This is a genomic window from Halobellus captivus, from assembly GCF_007655485.1.
GTDB classification, from domain to species: Archaea; Halobacteriota; Halobacteria; order Halobacteriales; family Haloferacaceae; genus Haloquadratum; species Haloquadratum captivum.
The window spans coordinates 381350-396469 of record NZ_VJXQ01000003.1 but is presented as its reverse complement, the minus strand read 5'-3'; the positions used below and the strand labels follow the sequence as shown (position 1 = coordinate 396469).

Sequence of the window (15120 nt, the reverse complement as noted above, 5' to 3'; positions counted from 1 at the left end):
ACAGGGCGACTGTGACGCCGAGCGCAACTTTCGATGCGTGGTACCGATCTCATATTATTTCTCGGTTCGCGCGTCGATGTCGATCGGGGCCGTCTGCTCGTTCTCGCCGAACCCGGCCGAGAGCACGCGTGTGAGCGCCTCTTCGACACTCTCATCGGTTTCGGTGATATCGTCCGGATCGACCTCCATCACGAATCCGGTGGTGATATTCGGGGCGGTCGGCATAAACAGCACCACCCGGCCGTCCTCGGTCGTCTTCCCCGTCTTGAACGCCGTCATCCGCATTCCCTGCCACGGCTCGACCTTCACCGGCTTCTGGAGGTCGTCGGTACCGGAGACCGCCGTCTCGACCGCGAGTTTCGAGGCGTTGTAGAGGACGCGGATCAACGGAACCCGATTCATCGCCGCGTCGAGGTACGTCTCGATCAAGCGACCGACCGTCGTTCGCATTAGGTACCCGATCGAGAGCACGAGCATCACGAAGACGACGACGGCGACGACGAATCCGAGGGGCTCTTCGAGCCGTCGGATCACCGGCAGGTCGACGATTCTCGAGTAGAGATAGTTGAGAACGAGCAGAATGACGAGGATCGGCGTCAGGACGATCAATCCGCTTGCAAAATCGCGCCTCCAGGAGGACATCTATCGAGACGTACGTCACACTGGGGGGTTAAAGTGACTGGTGTCGATGCCGAGCAGTCGGCTTCGGATCCCACCGGAACTGACGCGCGAACCGAGGATACTTTTGTGCTCGCCGTCGCAGCCGACACCGATGCTCGTTGATCTCGTCGCCGTCGCGTTCTGGGCGATGCTCCCCGCGTACGTTCCGAACAACGCCGCCGTCCTCGCTGGCGGCGGCGCACCGATTGACGGCGGTCGAACGATGGATGGTCGCCGACTCCTCGGCGACGGCAAAACGTGGCGGGGGACCGCCGTCGGCACCCTCGCGGGCGTACTTCTCGCCCTCGGGCTCAACTTCGTGGCACCGGACGTCGGCCACGTGATCGGCTTCGAGCTGCCGGTCTTTCCGTTCGCCGCGGCAGTCGGTCTCGCCCTCGGCGCGATGCTCGGCGACGTCGCGGCGTCGTTCCTCAAACGTCGGACGGGCCGGGAGCGCGGCGCAGCCTTCCCGGTCGTCGACCAACTCGATTTCGTCGCGGGCGCGCTCCTCTGTACCGCCCTCCTCGATTTCGGGTGGTTCGCCGAGACGTTCACGCTCCCCGTGATCGCCGTCGTGATCGTGCTCACACCCCTGCTGCACGTCGTGACGAACGTGGTTGCGTATCTCCTCGGGCTGAAGAACGAGCCGTATTAGACACCCACCTTTTTCCACGATGGGTTCGCGTCGCGAACCCATCGTGGAAAAACCTGGAGGGAAAAATGCCGCCGAGCTCGCGGCTTTCGGCCGCTCGTCGGCGGTGAACCGCTCGCTCACTTCGTTCGCGGATGCTCAAGACAGAGTACGATTATCGACCGAAGATATTTGATCGATCTTGTGTTATCCAGAAAAGTGGAACAAAGTCTGTTCACGTATCTGAAAGGGATCGCGCTGGTTCTCGCTCTATTTTTCTCCCTCTATCCCGTGATCCTCATCGTTCAATTACTAACGAACACTGTTACTGAGTCTATTGGCCAAATAGCGGTTCTTTTGATTCTCTCCGTTATCGCGTGGGTCTGGATCATTCGCCTGTATCGGGCGTACCGTTCCGTTGGATTGACTATGAAAGCCTCCGAATAGCGTATCGGAGCATACAATCCCTTACGGTCAGTTCGCACGCTCGCTCTGGCGGATACTTTCCTCTCACAAGCGTGAAACGAATCCTCTGAGTAGTTCGTCGTTTCCAACCGCTCCCGGTCGGAATCGTCCCGTTTAAGCGGCCCGCCCGCGCGTTGACATCCAATGGCGAACGACGAACTCATCGAGGCGCTGCGCGACGCTGACGCCGTCCAGTTCGGGGAATTCGAACTCTCCCACGGCGGTACCTCCGAGTACTACGTCGACAAGTACCTCTTCGAGACCGACCCGCACTGCCTTCGTCTGATCGCCGAAGCCTTCGCGGAGCGGTTGGACAGCGAAACGCTCGCGGGCGTCGCACTCGGGGCGGTCCCGCTCGTCGCGGTCACGAGCGTCGAAACCGACACGCCGTACGTCATCGCCCGAAAACAGGCCAAAGAGTACGGCACGGGCAACCGCATCGAAGGCCGACTCACAGAGGGCGAAGAAGTCGTCGTTCTCGAAGACATCGCCACCACGGGAACGAGCGCGCTCGACGCCGTCGAGGCGCTCCGTGAGGCCGGTGCGATCGTCAACCGCGTCCTCGTCGTCGTCGACCGACAGGAGGGCGCGCGCGAACGACTCGCCGACGCCGACGTGGAACTCGACGCGCTCGTCACGGCCGATGAGCTCCTCGAAGACGCCTCATAGGCGGAAGACCTGAACTCGATCCGACTCGATGGCCCCGGTATCGTCGAGTATTGGTGACAGATCGGACGACCACCCCCGCGCGTCGCACTCACTGAATCCACGTACGTGGTGTTTCTCGATTGCATACGGATCGACATATTCATACTTACGCAACCTCGCACATCGATGTATGAATAGAGCGGAGAAAGCGGCCCTCCAATTACAGTCTGTCGCGGTTCTGCGAATGCTCAAAGAGACGCGGACGTACGACGAACTCGCCGAACTCACTGCGCTTCCGGCGGGCGATCTCAACCGATACGTCAACGGACACGTCCTCCCGGGGGCGGAGCGCGCCCGCGAGGTCGTCGACGGCGTCGGTCGTGACGCCCTCGCCGCGGAACTCCGCGCTCGTGTCGAGTTCGACGACGAGGGATACGTCGACAACTCTGCAATCGTCTTCGATCAGTCGTTCCTCGATCTCGTTGCCCCCGCGGCGGCCAACGCGCTCGGATTCGAGCGCCCGGACGTCGTGCTGACGGCCGCGACCGACGGGATCACGCTCGGCGCGGCGATGGCGAGCTACTTCGACGCCCGCGTCGCGTACGCGAAGAAATCGAAGGAGACCGCTGTCGAGGAGTTCATCGAATCGCGTCAGCGACTCGCCTCCGGGATCGAACTGACCTACTATCTCCCCCGTCGAGCCCTCTCCAGTGGAGAGAACGTGCTGATCGTCGACGACCTCATCCGGTCGGGCGAGACGCAGGAGTTGCTCCTCGATATCGCGATGCAGGCGAATGCGGACGTCACCGGCGTGTTCGCGCTCATCGCCGTCGGCGACGAGGGGATCGATCGCGCCCGCGAACTCACCGACGCACCAGTCGGCGCGCTGACAACGTTCGACGCCGAGTGAGCGAATCGACGCCCAATCGGGACGACAATATGATCTTCGGTTCGATTTATTTCAATATGCTATAGAAATACTTATCCGGTGGATCCGTGCTATGCTCAAACGTGCATTATGGGGATCAGTGAAACCGTTTCAGACTACTTCGGTGTGCAAGAACACGGATCATCGGTACGAACCGAAATCCTCGCGGGATTGACAACATTCCTGACGATGTCGTACATCATCGTCGTGAATCCGGCGATCCTGATGAACGCGATCAGCATCGAAGGGTACTCTCAGGGAGAGATCATGTCGATGCTCGCCGTGGTCACGATCATCGCGGCTTCGGTGGCCACGTTGATTATGGCGCTGTACGCGAACAGACCGTTCGCGCAGGCACCCGGCCTTGGCCTGAACGCGTTCTTCGCGTTCACCGTCGTCGGCGCGCTCGGCGTCCCGTGGCAGACCGCGCTCGCGGCCGTCGTCGTCGAAGGGATCGTCTTCATCCTTCTCACGGTCGTTGGCGCGCGAGAGTACGTGATCGACCTCTTCCCGACGCCCGTAAAATTCGCGGTCGGAACGGGGATCGGACTGTTCCTGGCGATTATCGGACTGCAGGGAATGGGAATCGTCGTCGACGATCAGGCGACACTCGTCACGCTGGGTGCGGTAGCGTCGGACCCCGTCGCGATCGTCTCGGTGTTCGGCCTGTTCCTCACGCTCGCGCTGTACGCCCGAGGAATCCCCGGATCGATCGTCATCGGAATCGCCGTGACATCGGTCGTTGGCTGGGTGCTCACCGCGTTCGGTCCGGTCGCCGCCGACGTCGGACTCGTCGCTCAATCGGTCTCCGCGACGTACGACATCACGCCGCTGGCCGGTGCGTTCGTCTCCGGCTTCGGAAACGTGGAGCTGTTCACCTTCTCGCTCATCGTCTTCACCTTCTTCTTCGTCGACTTCTTCGACACCGCGGGGACGCTCGTCGGCGTCGGGCAGGCCGGGAACTTCCTCGACGAGGACGGCAACCTCCCCGACATCGACAAACCGCTGATGGCCGACGCCGTCGGGACGACCGTCGGCGGGATGCTCGGCACCTCGACCGTGACGACCTACATCGAATCGGCGACCGGCGTCGAGGAGGGCGGTCGGACCGGGCTGACGGCGTTGACCGTGGTCGGACTGTTCGTTGCGTCACTCGCCATCGTTCCGCTCGTGACGCGGATCCCCGGATACGCGACCAACATCGCGCTCGTCGTCATCGGCGTCGTGATGCTTCGCAACGTCGTCGACATCGAATGGGACAGCCTGACCCACGTCATTCCCGCCGGGCTGACCATCCTGGTGATGCCGTTCACGTACTCGATCGCGTACGGCATCGCCGCGGGGATCGTCTCCTACCCCGTCATCAAACTCGCCGCGGGCGAGGGCGAAGACGTCCGGATCGGCCACTGGGTGCTCGCCGGAGCGTTCGTGGTCTACTTCGTCGTCCGGACCGGCGGAATCCTCGCCGCGCAGGTCTGAGGCGTCTCGATCGCGCACGTCTGAGGCGTCTCGATCGCGCAGGTCGAAGGACGCAGCGTCTCCGATCCGCAATTCGTTGTCAATTCCACAGACCGCAAGAGATTCATCGACAACCACGTGATTCGAACGTGTGAACGTCCCTCCGCTTTCCCGAGCCAACGCGGTCAGGCTCGTCGCTCTGCTGGTGATCGTCTCACTGCTGGCACCCGCCGCCGTCTCGGCGCTGACGTACGATCCGACCGAGGAGACGAGCCTCGAACGGGGCAATATCTCCAGCGCCGCCAACGACTCGACGGTCATCAGCGTGCAGGGCTACACCTTTCAGGGGAACACGAACCCGAAAAAGCCCGCACGGCTGGTCTCGGTCGATGAGCGAGGGAGCCTCGAGTGGACCCACGACGATAACGTCGGCGGCGACGCGTGGTTCTTCGACGTCGATCCGATGCCGAACGGGAACCTGCTCGTCTCCTCGCCGCGCGCCGGAGAGACGGTCGTCTTCGAGTTGGATCCGGAAACCCAAGAACGCGTCTGGCAGCAGCGCTTCGAGATGACCGACACCCACGATGTCGCGTATCTCGGTGACGACCGCATCGCCATCGCGAACATGCGTCAGTGGAACGAGTCGACGGGCGTCAGCGACGATCGGATCGTCGTCTACAACCGCTCGAGCGAGGAGTTCACCTGGGAGTGGTACTTCCGAGACCACTACCCGGAGAGCACCGACGGGGGCTACAACGACGATTGGACGCACGTTAACGACGTCGACCAGATCGGCGAAGACAGACTGCTGCTGTCGCCGCGGAACTTCGATCAGGCGATCGTCGTCGATATGGACTCGAAAGAGATCGTCGAGCGACTCGGCAGCGACGACGACTACTCCGTGATGCGCGAGCAACACAACCCCGACTGGCTGCTGAGCGAGAACGGCACGCCGACGATCCTCGTCGCCGACAGCGAGAACAACCGGATCGTCGAATACGCGAAGGAGGACGGCGAGTGGGTGCAGACGTGGAACGTCGGCTCGGAGTCGCTCAACTGGCCGCGCGACGCCGACCGCCTCCCCAACGGGAACACGCTCGTCACCGACACGCTGAACCACCGCATCATAGAGATCACGCCGACGGGAGAGGTCGTCTGGGAGTACTACGCGACGTGGGGGCCATACGACGCCGAGCGGATGGGGACGGGTCCCGAATCGTCGGGACCGACGATCCGCGATATGAACGCCAGCGGGACGTACGAGATCACCGGCAGCGCGAATCTCGCCGCGGGCGGAGAGGAAACCGTCGGATTCGACGGGCGGATCCGCGCGACCTTCGCCGACACGCCCCTCGAAGGGCCGATGACCGAGTTCGCGCTCCGGTGGGCGCACGTGACACCGTGGCTGCGCCCCGTCTGGATGTCCGGCTGGGACTTCGTCTGGGCGATCGGTGCGGTCCTCGTCGGCTTCGGGTGGGCGAGCGGCGAGTTGATCGCCGGGCGACACAAGATCGTCGCGGGGGTTCGCCGCCTCGCCGATCAGTTGTGACGCACCGGTTCTCTCCGCGGCTGTGACGCTCCGGCCGTTCTTCGACTGTAACGATTTCCGTATCGTCTGCCCGCTCCTTCCACGCCCTCATCTGTGCACTTCCGACGCACGCGACCACGTGACTCTTTAGGTGGCGAATCCTACTCGGAGGCGATGTCTGATCTGGTACTGTACGAACTCGACGGCTGCCCGTACTGTGCGAAAGTAATCGACAAACTGAACGAACTCGGATTGGAGTACGAGTCGGTCAAGGTCCCCTCCGCGCACAGCGAACGGACTGAGGTCGAGACGGTGAGCGGACAGACCGGCGTGCCGGTCCTCGTCGACGAGGCGAACGGCGTCGAGGGGATGTCCGAGAGCGGCGATATCGTCGAGTACCTCGAAGAGACGTACGGCAACGCTGCGAAATAACGACGCAGTGTCGACGTCGCGTTCGCACGCATAGAAATGACTCGGCGGCTTTCGCCCGACTACGCGGCGGCTTTTGCTCGACGACGTGTTAGTTAACTACACTCCGCTCGGTTACGCTTCGGTCGGTTCCTGCGAGCGGTCCCGAATGAGATCGCGGATCTCGTCGGGGTCGTCGATGTCGGCCAGCTCCTCGCAGCTGACGAGCGCTGTCCCCTCGACGGCCTCGCGTTTCGATCGGCCCTCGGTGAAGTACACCGAGCGGGTCTGCGTGACCTCCCCGAGCGAGGACATTATCCGCGCTCGTTTCTCCGCGCTGCGCGTGAACGAAGAGTGGCCGGTGAGCATCGGCATAAAGTCGCGCCGACGCTCGTCGTCCTCGCTGACCGCCTTGAACGGCGCACGGGCGGTCGGGTGGACGGTGAATCCCGCCCGCGTGAGGACGTGGACGACGTGCTCGTCGCCGGATTCGGGGTCGGGATCGTCCGGCGTCGGTTCGGCGTCGTGGACGTCTTCGGCCCCCTCCATCACCTCGACGGGGCTCGAAAACGGCTGGTCGAACATCTCTTCGAGCTGGATCGCGACGTCGATGCTCGCGTTCATCCCGTCCTCGTACTTCGAGACGGTCCGACGCGACACGCCGAGTTCCGTCGCAAGCTGACCGAGGCTCCAGCCGCGGTCGCGGCGTTCGTCCGCGAGGAGGTCGCCGTCGATATTGACGTAGAGGCCGCCCGGTGCGGCGTAGATGAGCGGCGGCACGCCCTCGACGAACAGGTCCACTGCGGTGTCGGGGTTGAGCACCGGCACGCCGTGGCGGAAGTAGACGACGCCCGGATTCAGATCCTCGTCGCGCGTTCGCAGACCGATGACCATCGGCGTCGCGTTGAGGTAGGTTCCCAGACGCCGCATCTCTTCGCCGGTCGTCCCGTCGAAGGCGTCGATGTTGCCGAGGATCTTCAGAAGCACTAGATCCTCGCCCCGTCGGGCGGCGATGTCGAAACTCTTCGGTCGGATGGCACAGCGTTCGCTGACGAGGAACCCCGCGTCCTCGAGCATCGCCGTGACGTTTCCGACGAGCGCACCCCGAGACATAGGCGGATATAGGTGATTCAGCGCATATATGCGTTGTGCCGCCGGATCCGATCGTCGCAACCGCGTCGTCTGCCGGTTTCTTCGTCGTTGAGTGCGAATATGAGCGAAACTCGTCGGGGCACAGCTGCGTCCGAAAGCCGTTAGCCGCCTCGGAAACTACAACCCGTCGATGACGCTCATCGGCCTCGACGACACCGACTCGCGCGAGCGCGGGATGTGCACGACGTACCTCGCCGCGCGGCTCGCCGAGGCTGTCGTCGATTCGGGCGGGACGGTCGAGCGCACGCTTCTCGTTCGACTCAATCCGGCCGTCGAGCACAAGACCCGCGGCAACGCCGCGCTCGCCATCCACACCGACGTCGATCCCGACCGAGCGCTCGAACTCGCTGTCGCCGAGTTGGAACCGCTCGCCGAATTGGACGACCCGCGGACGAGCCCCGGCGTCGTGGTCGCCGACGACGCTCCCGACGCGGTTCCGCCCGCCGTGGCCGACTTCACGCGTCGGGCGATTCGCGACTTCCTCGACACGGAGGACGCGCTCTCGCGTATCGAGGAATCCGGCTATCGCCATCGCGGCTGGGACGGCGGCCGGGGGCGTATCGGGGCGCTCGCCGCCGTCGGCGCGTGGGCCGCGCTCGACGAGTGGACCCACGAGCACATCGCCTACCGAGCGTTCGAGCGCTGCGGGACCCCCCGGGACGTCGACGGCGCGTCGGTCTTCGAGGCGGCCGAACGGTTCTATCCCGAGGTATGGGACACGGTCGACAGCGTCGAAGGGCAGGCGGTCTGCGTCCCCAACGCCCCCGGGCCGATCCTCTACGGCGTCCGCGGCGACGACGCGAACGCCGTCGTCGACCTCGCCGAGCGAATCGAGAGCGAACCGGTCGAGCGGTCGGCGACCTTCCTGACGAATCAGGGGACCGACGTGCACCTGCGCGAGGGAACGATCGACGATCTGCGCGAGGGCCGCGCCTACCGCGTCGACGGCACCGTCGCGGGCGACCCCGAGACGCGTCGCGGGGGTCACGTGTTCTTCGCGCTTCGGGGCCGAGAGCGACCGGCCGCCGGGATCGACTGCGTCGCCTTCGAGCCGACGAAGCGCTTCCGCGACTGCGTGCGAGCGCTCCGCGCGGGCGACGAACTCACCGTCTGCGGCGAGGTGAGTGACGGCACGCTCAAGCTAGAGAAGTTCGCCGTCCGATCGCTGCGGCGGACCGAGGAGGCGAACCCCACCTGTCCGCAGTGCGGTCGCTCGATGGCGAGCGCCGGCCGTGATCAGGGCTACCGCTGTCGCGACTGCGGAACCACGGCTGCGGATCCCGCGACCGTCACCCTCGATCGCGACCTCGAACCCGGGTGGTACGAGGTGCCGCCGTGCGCGCGTCGGCACATCGCGAAACCGCTGATCCGCGGCGGTTTCGACGCGCCGGTGCACCCCGAGCGGTGAGCAGCGTCACGCCGCTACGGCCCCGCGGATCACTTCTCGACCACCAGAATCTCCGTGTTCGCCCGTCGGTCGACGTACTGGCTCCCCGAGGGCGGCTTCACGTCGACGACGAGCGTTCCGGTCTCCTGGTTCGCCCGCGTGTCCGGATCGACCGTGACGCTCGCGATCCCGTTGGCGTCAGATTTCGCCGTCGCGACCCCGTCGATGTCGGCGCTGCCGTCTTTGACGACCACCGTCGCGCCCTCGACGCCGTCGCCGTCGTCGTCGACGACGAGGAGTTCCAGCTCCTGCTCGCCGGGTTCGACGACGTCCGGCGTCGGGCGAACGTCGAGTTCGGAGACGGCGAGCCCCTGTACCCCTGACAACATATTCAACATCACGCTCATCGTGGCGACGCCCACCACGAGGGCGATGACGAGTCTGATCGGCAGTCCCTCGATAGCGCGGTCGTCCCCGGCGAACCGTCGGAGTTCGTCGAACATACCGCTCGTGGTCCCGTCTCCGTATATAAACGCTCGTCCGGGGATTCAAGTCCGATCGCGGAGCCACTCTCGCCGATGCACACGGAAGTTCTCGGTCGAGGGGACGACGGCGACGCATCCCCGACGCCGCGGTTCGCCGGTTCGTTCGGTCACCACCGCGCCCGCGACGGAAGCCGCGGCGCGCCCGTCGCCATCGACTTCGACCGCCCGCACGCCGCGCTCGTCGTCGGCAAGCGGGGGTACGGAAAGTCCTACACGCTCGGCGTGCTCGCGGAGGCGGCGGCGCGGACGCCCGGCGTCGCTCCCGTCGTGATCGATCCGATGGGCGTCTTCGGTGGCCTCGCTGACGATAGCGGGAGCGGTTCGGTCCCGGCGCAGGTGGTCGACGAACCGACGATCCGCGCGGACGCGATTCCACCGGCGAGCTGGCCCGCGCTCGTCGGCACCGATCCGGATCGCCCCGTCGGCGCGCTGGTCTGGCACGCCGCGAGCGCGGCGACGACGATGGGCGAAATGCGCGAAGCCGTCGCCAGCGCGGACGCCGCGGCCGACGTCCGCCGCGCGGCGGGAAACCGACTCCGCCGTGCCGCTTCCTGGAACGTCTTCGATCCCGCCGGGCTCGACGCGCGGGCGCTCGCCGACGGAGCGGCGACGGTTCTCGACTGCTCCGGCCTCGACGACGCGCCGTCGAACGCCGTCGCCGCGGGGGTCGCCGCCGCGTTGTACGACGGGCGCCTCGGCCGATCGACAGCCAACGACGGCGGGGCCGAGCCGAGGGTCGACCGGCTCCCGTGGCTGTTCGTCGACGAGGCCCACGTCTTCTTCGGGGGCGTCGCGAGCGAGCCGCTCCGAACGATCCTCACGCGCGGGCGCGCGCCCGGTGTCTCGCTCGTCACCGCGACGCAGCGCCCGAGCGCGCTCCCGGAAGTCGCAGTCTCCCAGTCGGATCTCCGAATCGTCCACCGGCTCACGGCCGGTTCGGACGTCCGCGCGCTCGCCGCCGCGGACCCCGCCTACGTCGACGGAGACCTCGCGGAGTCGATGCCGACCGCACCGGGCGAGGCGCTCGTCGTCGACGATACAGCGGAGGCGACCCGCACGGTCGCGGTTCGGACCCGAGACACCCCGCACGGCGGGGCGAGTCCGCGAGCCTCGACGGCGGCGCGGGCCATCGAAACTGACGAGTAGTCGCCCGAAAAACGGGACTCGATGGGCGATCGACTCCTCCCGGTGCTCGTCGCGCTCGGCGGCTTCCTCGGAGCCGCCGGGCGGTATCTCGTCGGGACGCTTGCGACCGGTCCCACCGGGACCCTCCTCGTCAACGTCGCCGGGAGTTTCGCGCTGGCGCTCGCCGTTCGGGCCGTCGACTCGACCCGCCTTCGGTTCTTCCTGATGACCGGGCTGCTCTCGTCGTTCACGACCTACAGCGCGTTCGCCGTCGAGACGACCTCGCTCGGACTGACGTTCGGTCTCGCCAACGTCGCCGCCAACTACGCGCTCGGCTTCACGGCCGCGTTCCTCGGACTGCTGATCGGGAGGCGGTGGACGTGACGAGCGGCTTCGTCGAACCAGTCGCCGCGCTCGATGCGTTCCCGATGGCGCTGCTCGTCGGCGTCGGCGGCTCTCTGGGCGCACTCGGTCGCTACGCCGTCGACGTGGCGCTCGGTGGCGGCCGCCGGAGCACGCTCGCGGTCAACGTCCTCGGGAGCGTCGCGCTCGGCGCGTTAGTCGCCTCCGCGCCCGCGGACGCGATGCTCGCACTCGTCGGGACGGGTTTCTGCGGCGCGTTCACGACCTTCTCGTCGTTCGCGGTCAACGTCGTTCGGGCGGGCACAGAGGGACAGGCAGAACTCGCCGCCGTCGACGCGATCGGGACGCTTGCGGCGGCGCTCGTGGGCGTCGGAATCGGCTTTTGGCTTGCGGCGCTCTGGTAGTGTCGTGTTTGGAAGTGACTCGGATAGGCCGAGTTTGGATAGGCGATAGCTGATAGCAGAATCACTGGGTGCGGGCTTCCGAGCAGTTCACCTTTCGCGCGATGTCAGAAGGAATCGAGCACGAAGATGGTCACGGGATTTGAATCCTGCACAGACGTTCCTGCTCGCTCACTGCGTTCGCCGCGCGGGCGTGCGACTGCTGGTGTTCAAATCCCGCGTAACTGGCGTTAGATTTCAACGGTATCGATCGGCGACAAGACGCCTCGCTGGACGTTGTGAAATCAAAGCGCCCGAGGCGGGATTTGAACCCGCGTCACGACCGTGACAGGGTCGTATGATGGGCCACTACACCACTCGGGCTTGCTCCATCTCCTCGTAGCCCGGTTGTCTAATTAAGACTTATCATCTGACGGCGGCGTGGCAGCGATCCTCGCGTCGAGCGGTCGCTCGGGCTCTTCTTCACGCGGATGCGAAAACCGGTGGCCGAAGGGTCGTCACGAACGAGGCGATCACCGAATCGAAGCGGGACAGTCCCGTTAGTCGTCGGCCGGGGCCGCGGCGGCCGCTTCCTCGGCTTCCGCCTCGGCGCGCTCTTCTTCCTCTTTCTTGTTCTTGATCTTCTTGAGTCGGAAGATCTCCTCGCGCTCCTGCTCTTCGAGCTTCTGCTCGATGTACTCCTTGTTCTCGTGCAGTTCGGGCAGCAGCTTGAACTCCAGGGCGTTGACGCGCCGCTTGGTCGTCTCGATCTCCGTGAGCATCTTCTTCATCGCGGTCTCGACCTCCGCGGCGAGGATGATCGTCTCTAAGAGCTCCTCGTAGGCGTCCGCCGCCTCGTCGATCCGCGCCGAGGAACCGAGCAGGCCGTAGCCGCGCTGGTCGAGGCTCTTTCTCACGCGCGAGGACTCGATCTGCGGGACGACGACGCCCATAATGTTCTTCGACTGAGTCGTGATCTCGGGGTGCTCTTTCAGCGCCGCGGCGGCACCGCGAACGGCGACGTCGCCCTCCATCGCCCGCGCCATATTGATCTTCTCCTGGGCGGTTTCGTAGTTCCCGTCCAGCTCGGATCGGACGTCCTGGGCCTGGTCCAGAATGTCCATAAACTCCATAATGAGGCCGTCACGCTTCTGTTCGAGCGTGTCGTGACCCCGTTCGGAGAGTTCGATGCGATCCTCGATCGCCATCAGGTTTTTGCGGGTCGGTTTGACGTCTTTGGCCATCTTATAGGAAAGTAGAGAACCGAGCCTGTTAACCTTTTACTGTTCGTCGACGAGACGGGCCAGACCGGCGCTCTCCGCCCGGTCCATCCACGTGACGATCGCGACGTGCGGGAGCGTGAGCACGGAGACGAATACCAGATACAACGCGGCCGCCGACTGCCTCCCCGACCGCGTCCCCAACTCGACGCCGCCCACGACGCCGATCCCGACCAACAGCGCGAGCGCGACAACCGTCAGCGGGAGCGCGTCCCGACCCGTCCGAACCAGGGCGGCGGCGGGGCCGCGATCGACGAAGGCCGTCCGGGCTGTCGGATCGATCGCGACCAACCGAGCGATGTGCCGCAGCGAGTGCCACACGCAGAAGTACGCGCCGACGGCGAAAATCGGAGGGACGACGAGAAAGAACGCCCACAGGAGGACCGTCTCCGCGGCGTCGAGTATCCAGACGCGGTCGTCGACGTCGCCCTCGTCGCCGCTGTCGACGACGACGACGTCGCTGCCGTCCCCGGTAACACCGCATCGGCCAACGCGCCGCCATCCGGCAAACAGCGTGGCGATTGTCAAGAGCGCGAACCCGCCGCCCAAGACCCCGCGGGTCGTCGGCGACACGAGCCATGCGGCGTCGAGAGACGATCCGAACAATTCCACCCACGAGTCGACGACCGCGCGGTACTGGCCGGGATATCCGAGGAGCGGCACCACCATCGGAAGACCGCCGCGAACGGCCAGCGTGCCGATCCGAACCTCCCGTCCATCGAGGTATCGAGCCCCCAACGCATCGAGCGCGTAGAGATCTCCCTGCCCCCAATGGAACCACGTGAGCGCGATGAACGCCGTGGCCGCCGCGGTCGGGACGGCGAACCAGAGCGCCCCGTAGACGACCCCGAGAACGAGGTAGACGACGCCGACGGCGAGGAGCCACCGTCCCCCGGGACACTGACCGGCGGCCCGCGCCGGTGCCACGTGGTCGACCGCCCCGTGCGGCAACCCGACTGCGACCAGACTCACGGCTAAGGGGCCGTATAAGAGCCATCTCGGAAGCGCCGAGAACCCTCCGATCCCGAGGCCCACCCAGACCAGCGTGAGACCGCCCACGACGAGCCACGACGGGCGGAGGCCGATCGTGTCCATCAGCGTCGTGTCGATCGATTCGGTCGTGTCGGTCGCGTCGATCTCGCCACGCTGGCCGGGAGTAGATTCGCGCGCGCCAGAAGCACCCGCGTCTGGCGCGTTCGGCGCACTCGGCCTGTTCGATCCGTTCGACCCGTTCATCGATCTCCACCCACCGCCGATCGTTTGCTTTCGGCACGTCCCGTTTGCCGGTCCAATTCATCTCCGCGCGCCCGACGCCGCGTCACCAGTCGATAGAGTACGAGTCCCTGCACGACGAACAGGTTTGTCAGGAGAAAGAACGCGCCCTCCTCGATCGGAAGGCCGCCGAGCGTGAACCCCGTAGTGTACTGCGACGAGAGGATCCAAACGCCGTGTTCGATCGCGATCCGATCAGCCACACACAGATACAGCGTCGGCGGCAGCGTCCCCAGCGCGACGACGCGGCGACGCGCCCACAGTTGCGGTGCCCCGACGACCCACTGGAGCGCCAACACCGGCGCGGCCCACACGGCGATCGAACCGAGGTAGACGGTTGCGTCGGTCCCGAGCCAGCGCCAGCCGAACAGACCGATTCCGATGGCGAGCGCCAGCGCACCGAACCGACTCCCGCGCGGATGATCAGCCACCGGCCACCGATCCGAGAATGTGAGTTGTGCGAGCCACAGCCCCGTCAGCACAGGCTGAATCAGAATGAAGAGGTACTCCTCGACGGGCGCGTACCCGACGGTCGCGAACACGACTCCGTCGCCGTACCACCAGACGCCACGGGCGACCAGAGAGTTGTCCCACGGCGTCGTGTACGCCAGCGCGACGACGGTGACGAGAGCGAGGCCCGCCCAGTAGTTCCGCCACGCGTTCGGGCCGCCCGCGGCGTATCCCGCTTCATCGGATCGCGACCGACGCCAGACGTCGAGCGCGACCAGTGTCGCCACAACCGGAACCAGAAAGACGAGGTGAAACTGGAGGTAGGTGAACCCGGTACTCATCTCGCCTCCGCTCCCGTCGGACGCACAGCCGCCGCACTACCGAAGCGTTGCCGGGTGCGAAAATAGTGTCTGTCCACGGTGAGGGGCGTCGCTCGAACG

The 15120-nt window shown here is 65.4% G+C and carries 16 protein-coding genes and 1 tRNA gene; 10 read left to right on the top strand and 7 right to left on the bottom strand.

The genetic code is table 11. The features are described 5' to 3' along the window. Window positions 1-54: 54 nt before the first annotated feature. On the bottom strand, window positions 55-642 hold the full coding sequence (locus FJT57_RS11355; RefSeq protein ID WP_144905245.1) for a DUF502 domain-containing protein: 588 nt from the start codon (window positions 640-642) through the stop codon (window positions 55-57). 130 nt (window positions 643-772) lie between these two features. Between FJT57_RS11355 and FJT57_RS11350 the strand changes: the two genes are divergently transcribed. The 6 genes from FJT57_RS11350 to FJT57_RS11325 all read left to right on the top strand — a co-directional run bounded on the left by FJT57_RS11350 (window position 773) and on the right by FJT57_RS11325 (window position 6750). Beyond that, on the top strand, window positions 773-1315 hold the full coding sequence (locus FJT57_RS11350; RefSeq protein WP_144905243.1) for a CDP-2,3-bis-(O-geranylgeranyl)-sn-glycerol synthase: 543 nt from the start codon (window positions 773-775) through the stop codon (window positions 1313-1315). 585 nt (window positions 1316-1900) lie between these two features. Further along, entirely contained in the window at window positions 1901-2425 is a 525-nt protein-coding gene (gene pyrE, locus FJT57_RS11345) for an orotate phosphoribosyltransferase (protein ID WP_144905241.1), read from the top strand. Between the two features lie 169 nt (window positions 2426-2594). Continuing rightward, window positions 2595-3314: a phosphoribosyltransferase family protein gene (locus FJT57_RS11340; protein ID WP_144905239.1), complete on the top strand. Its 720-nt coding sequence runs from the start codon at window positions 2595-2597 to the stop codon at window positions 3312-3314. Between the two features lie 108 nt (window positions 3315-3422). Next, window positions 3423-4811 (top strand): NCS2 family permease, encoded by a 1389-nt coding sequence (locus tag FJT57_RS11335; protein ID WP_144905237.1) that lies wholly within the window; start codon window positions 3423-3425, stop codon window positions 4809-4811. 130 nt (window positions 4812-4941) lie between these two features. Next, window positions 4942-6339 carry an aryl-sulfate sulfotransferase gene (locus tag FJT57_RS11330; protein ID WP_144905235.1) on the top strand — a complete coding sequence of 466 codons (1398 nt, stop codon included), beginning with the start codon at window positions 4942-4944 and terminating at the stop codon, window positions 6337-6339. Window positions 6340-6492: 153 nt separating this feature from the next. Further along, complete coding sequence (locus tag FJT57_RS11325) at window positions 6493-6750, top strand: glutathione S-transferase N-terminal domain-containing protein (protein ID WP_144905232.1); 258 nt, start codon at window positions 6493-6495, stop codon at window positions 6748-6750. A gap of 111 nt (window positions 6751-6861) precedes the next feature. Here FJT57_RS11325 and FJT57_RS11320 read toward each other — a convergent pair whose 3' ends face one another. After that, entirely contained in the window at window positions 6862-7839 is a 978-nt protein-coding gene (locus tag FJT57_RS11320; protein WP_144905230.1) for a transcriptional regulator, read from the bottom strand. Window positions 7840-8008: 169 nt separating this feature from the next. Between FJT57_RS11320 and FJT57_RS11315 the strand changes: the two genes are divergently transcribed. Next, window positions 8009-9286 carry a tRNA(Ile)(2)-agmatinylcytidine synthase gene (locus FJT57_RS11315; protein ID WP_144905227.1) on the top strand — a complete coding sequence of 426 codons (1278 nt, stop codon included), beginning with the start codon at window positions 8009-8011 and terminating at the stop codon, window positions 9284-9286. 29 nt (window positions 9287-9315) lie between these two features. On the opposite strand, the gene FJT57_RS11310 is transcribed toward FJT57_RS11315, so the two are convergent. Beyond that, window positions 9316-9768: a DUF7382 domain-containing protein gene (locus tag FJT57_RS11310; RefSeq protein WP_144905225.1), complete on the bottom strand. Its 453-nt coding sequence runs from the start codon at window positions 9766-9768 to the stop codon at window positions 9316-9318. A 75-nt stretch (window positions 9769-9843) separates the two neighbouring features. Between FJT57_RS11310 and FJT57_RS11305 the strand changes: the two genes are divergently transcribed. The 3 genes from FJT57_RS11305 to FJT57_RS11295 are packed head-to-tail and all read left to right on the top strand — an operon-like array spanning window position 9844 to window position 11702. Beyond that, window positions 9844-10956 (top strand): ATP-binding protein, encoded by a 1113-nt coding sequence (locus tag FJT57_RS11305; protein WP_144905222.1) that lies wholly within the window; start codon window positions 9844-9846, stop codon window positions 10954-10956. A 21-nt stretch (window positions 10957-10977) separates the two neighbouring features. After that, window positions 10978-11319: a CrcB family protein gene (locus FJT57_RS11300; RefSeq protein ID WP_144905220.1), complete on the top strand. Its 342-nt coding sequence runs from the start codon at window positions 10978-10980 to the stop codon at window positions 11317-11319. A 44-nt stretch (window positions 11320-11363) separates the two neighbouring features. Beyond that, entirely contained in the window at window positions 11364-11702 is a 339-nt protein-coding gene (locus FJT57_RS11295) for a fluoride efflux transporter FluC (protein ID WP_144905351.1), read from the top strand. A 287-nt stretch (window positions 11703-11989) separates the two neighbouring features. Here the strand turns inward: FJT57_RS11295 and FJT57_RS11290 are convergent. From FJT57_RS11290 to FJT57_RS11275, 4 genes are all read right to left on the bottom strand, one after another. Next, window positions 11990-12062: transfer RNA gene (locus tag FJT57_RS11290), tRNA-Asp, on the bottom strand. 176 nt (window positions 12063-12238) lie between these two features. Further along, entirely contained in the window at window positions 12239-12922 is a 684-nt protein-coding gene (locus FJT57_RS11285) for a V-type ATP synthase subunit D (RefSeq protein ID WP_144905218.1), read from the bottom strand. A 36-nt stretch (window positions 12923-12958) separates the two neighbouring features. Further along, window positions 12959-14194: a Brp/Blh family beta-carotene 15,15'-dioxygenase gene (locus tag FJT57_RS11280; protein WP_203229153.1), complete on the bottom strand. Its 1236-nt coding sequence runs from the start codon at window positions 14192-14194 to the stop codon at window positions 12959-12961. After that, window positions 14191-15021: a lycopene cyclase domain-containing protein gene (locus FJT57_RS11275; protein ID WP_144905216.1), complete on the bottom strand. Its 831-nt coding sequence runs from the start codon at window positions 15019-15021 to the stop codon at window positions 14191-14193. The genes FJT57_RS11280 and FJT57_RS11275 overlap by 4 nt, the downstream gene beginning before the upstream one ends. Window positions 15022-15120 lie beyond the last annotated feature (99 nt).

What these genes read in the sequence shown, in the direction of transcription:
- FJT57_RS11355 (WP_144905245.1), bottom strand. Translation starts at nt 642, where the DNA reads ATGTCCTCCTGGAGGCGCGATTTTGCAAGCGGATTGATCGTCCTGACG.
- FJT57_RS11350 (WP_144905243.1), top strand. Translation starts at nt 773, where the DNA reads ATGCTCGTTGATCTCGTCGCCGTCGCGTTCTGGGCGATGCTCCCCGCG.
- pyrE (WP_144905241.1), top strand. Translation starts at nt 1,901, where the DNA reads ATGGCGAACGACGAACTCATCGAGGCGCTGCGCGACGCTGACGCCGTC.
- FJT57_RS11340 (WP_144905239.1), top strand. Translation starts at nt 2,595, where the DNA reads ATGAATAGAGCGGAGAAAGCGGCCCTCCAATTACAGTCTGTCGCGGTT.
- FJT57_RS11335 (WP_144905237.1), top strand. Translation starts at nt 3,423, where the DNA reads ATGGGGATCAGTGAAACCGTTTCAGACTACTTCGGTGTGCAAGAACAC.
- FJT57_RS11325 (WP_144905232.1), top strand. Translation starts at nt 6,493, where the DNA reads ATGTCTGATCTGGTACTGTACGAACTCGACGGCTGCCCGTACTGTGCG.
- FJT57_RS11320 (WP_144905230.1), bottom strand. Translation starts at nt 7,839, where the DNA reads ATGTCTCGGGGTGCGCTCGTCGGAAACGTCACGGCGATGCTCGAGGAC.
- FJT57_RS11315 (WP_144905227.1), top strand. Translation starts at nt 8,009, where the DNA reads ATGACGCTCATCGGCCTCGACGACACCGACTCGCGCGAGCGCGGGATG.
- FJT57_RS11310 (WP_144905225.1), bottom strand. Translation starts at nt 9,768, where the DNA reads ATGTTCGACGAACTCCGACGGTTCGCCGGGGACGACCGCGCTATCGAG.
- FJT57_RS11305 (WP_144905222.1), top strand. Translation starts at nt 9,844, where the DNA reads ATGCACACGGAAGTTCTCGGTCGAGGGGACGACGGCGACGCATCCCCG.
- FJT57_RS11300 (WP_144905220.1), top strand. Translation starts at nt 10,978, where the DNA reads ATGGGCGATCGACTCCTCCCGGTGCTCGTCGCGCTCGGCGGCTTCCTC.
- FJT57_RS11295 (WP_144905351.1), top strand. Translation starts at nt 11,364, where the DNA reads ATGGCGCTGCTCGTCGGCGTCGGCGGCTCTCTGGGCGCACTCGGTCGC.
- FJT57_RS11285 (WP_144905218.1), bottom strand. Translation starts at nt 12,922, where the DNA reads ATGGCCAAAGACGTCAAACCGACCCGCAAAAACCTGATGGCGATCGAG.
- FJT57_RS11280 (WP_203229153.1), bottom strand. Translation starts at nt 14,194, where the DNA reads ATGAACGGGTCGAACGGATCGAACAGGCCGAGTGCGCCGAACGCGCCA.
- FJT57_RS11275 (WP_144905216.1), bottom strand. Translation starts at nt 15,021, where the DNA reads ATGAGTACCGGGTTCACCTACCTCCAGTTTCACCTCGTCTTTCTGGTT.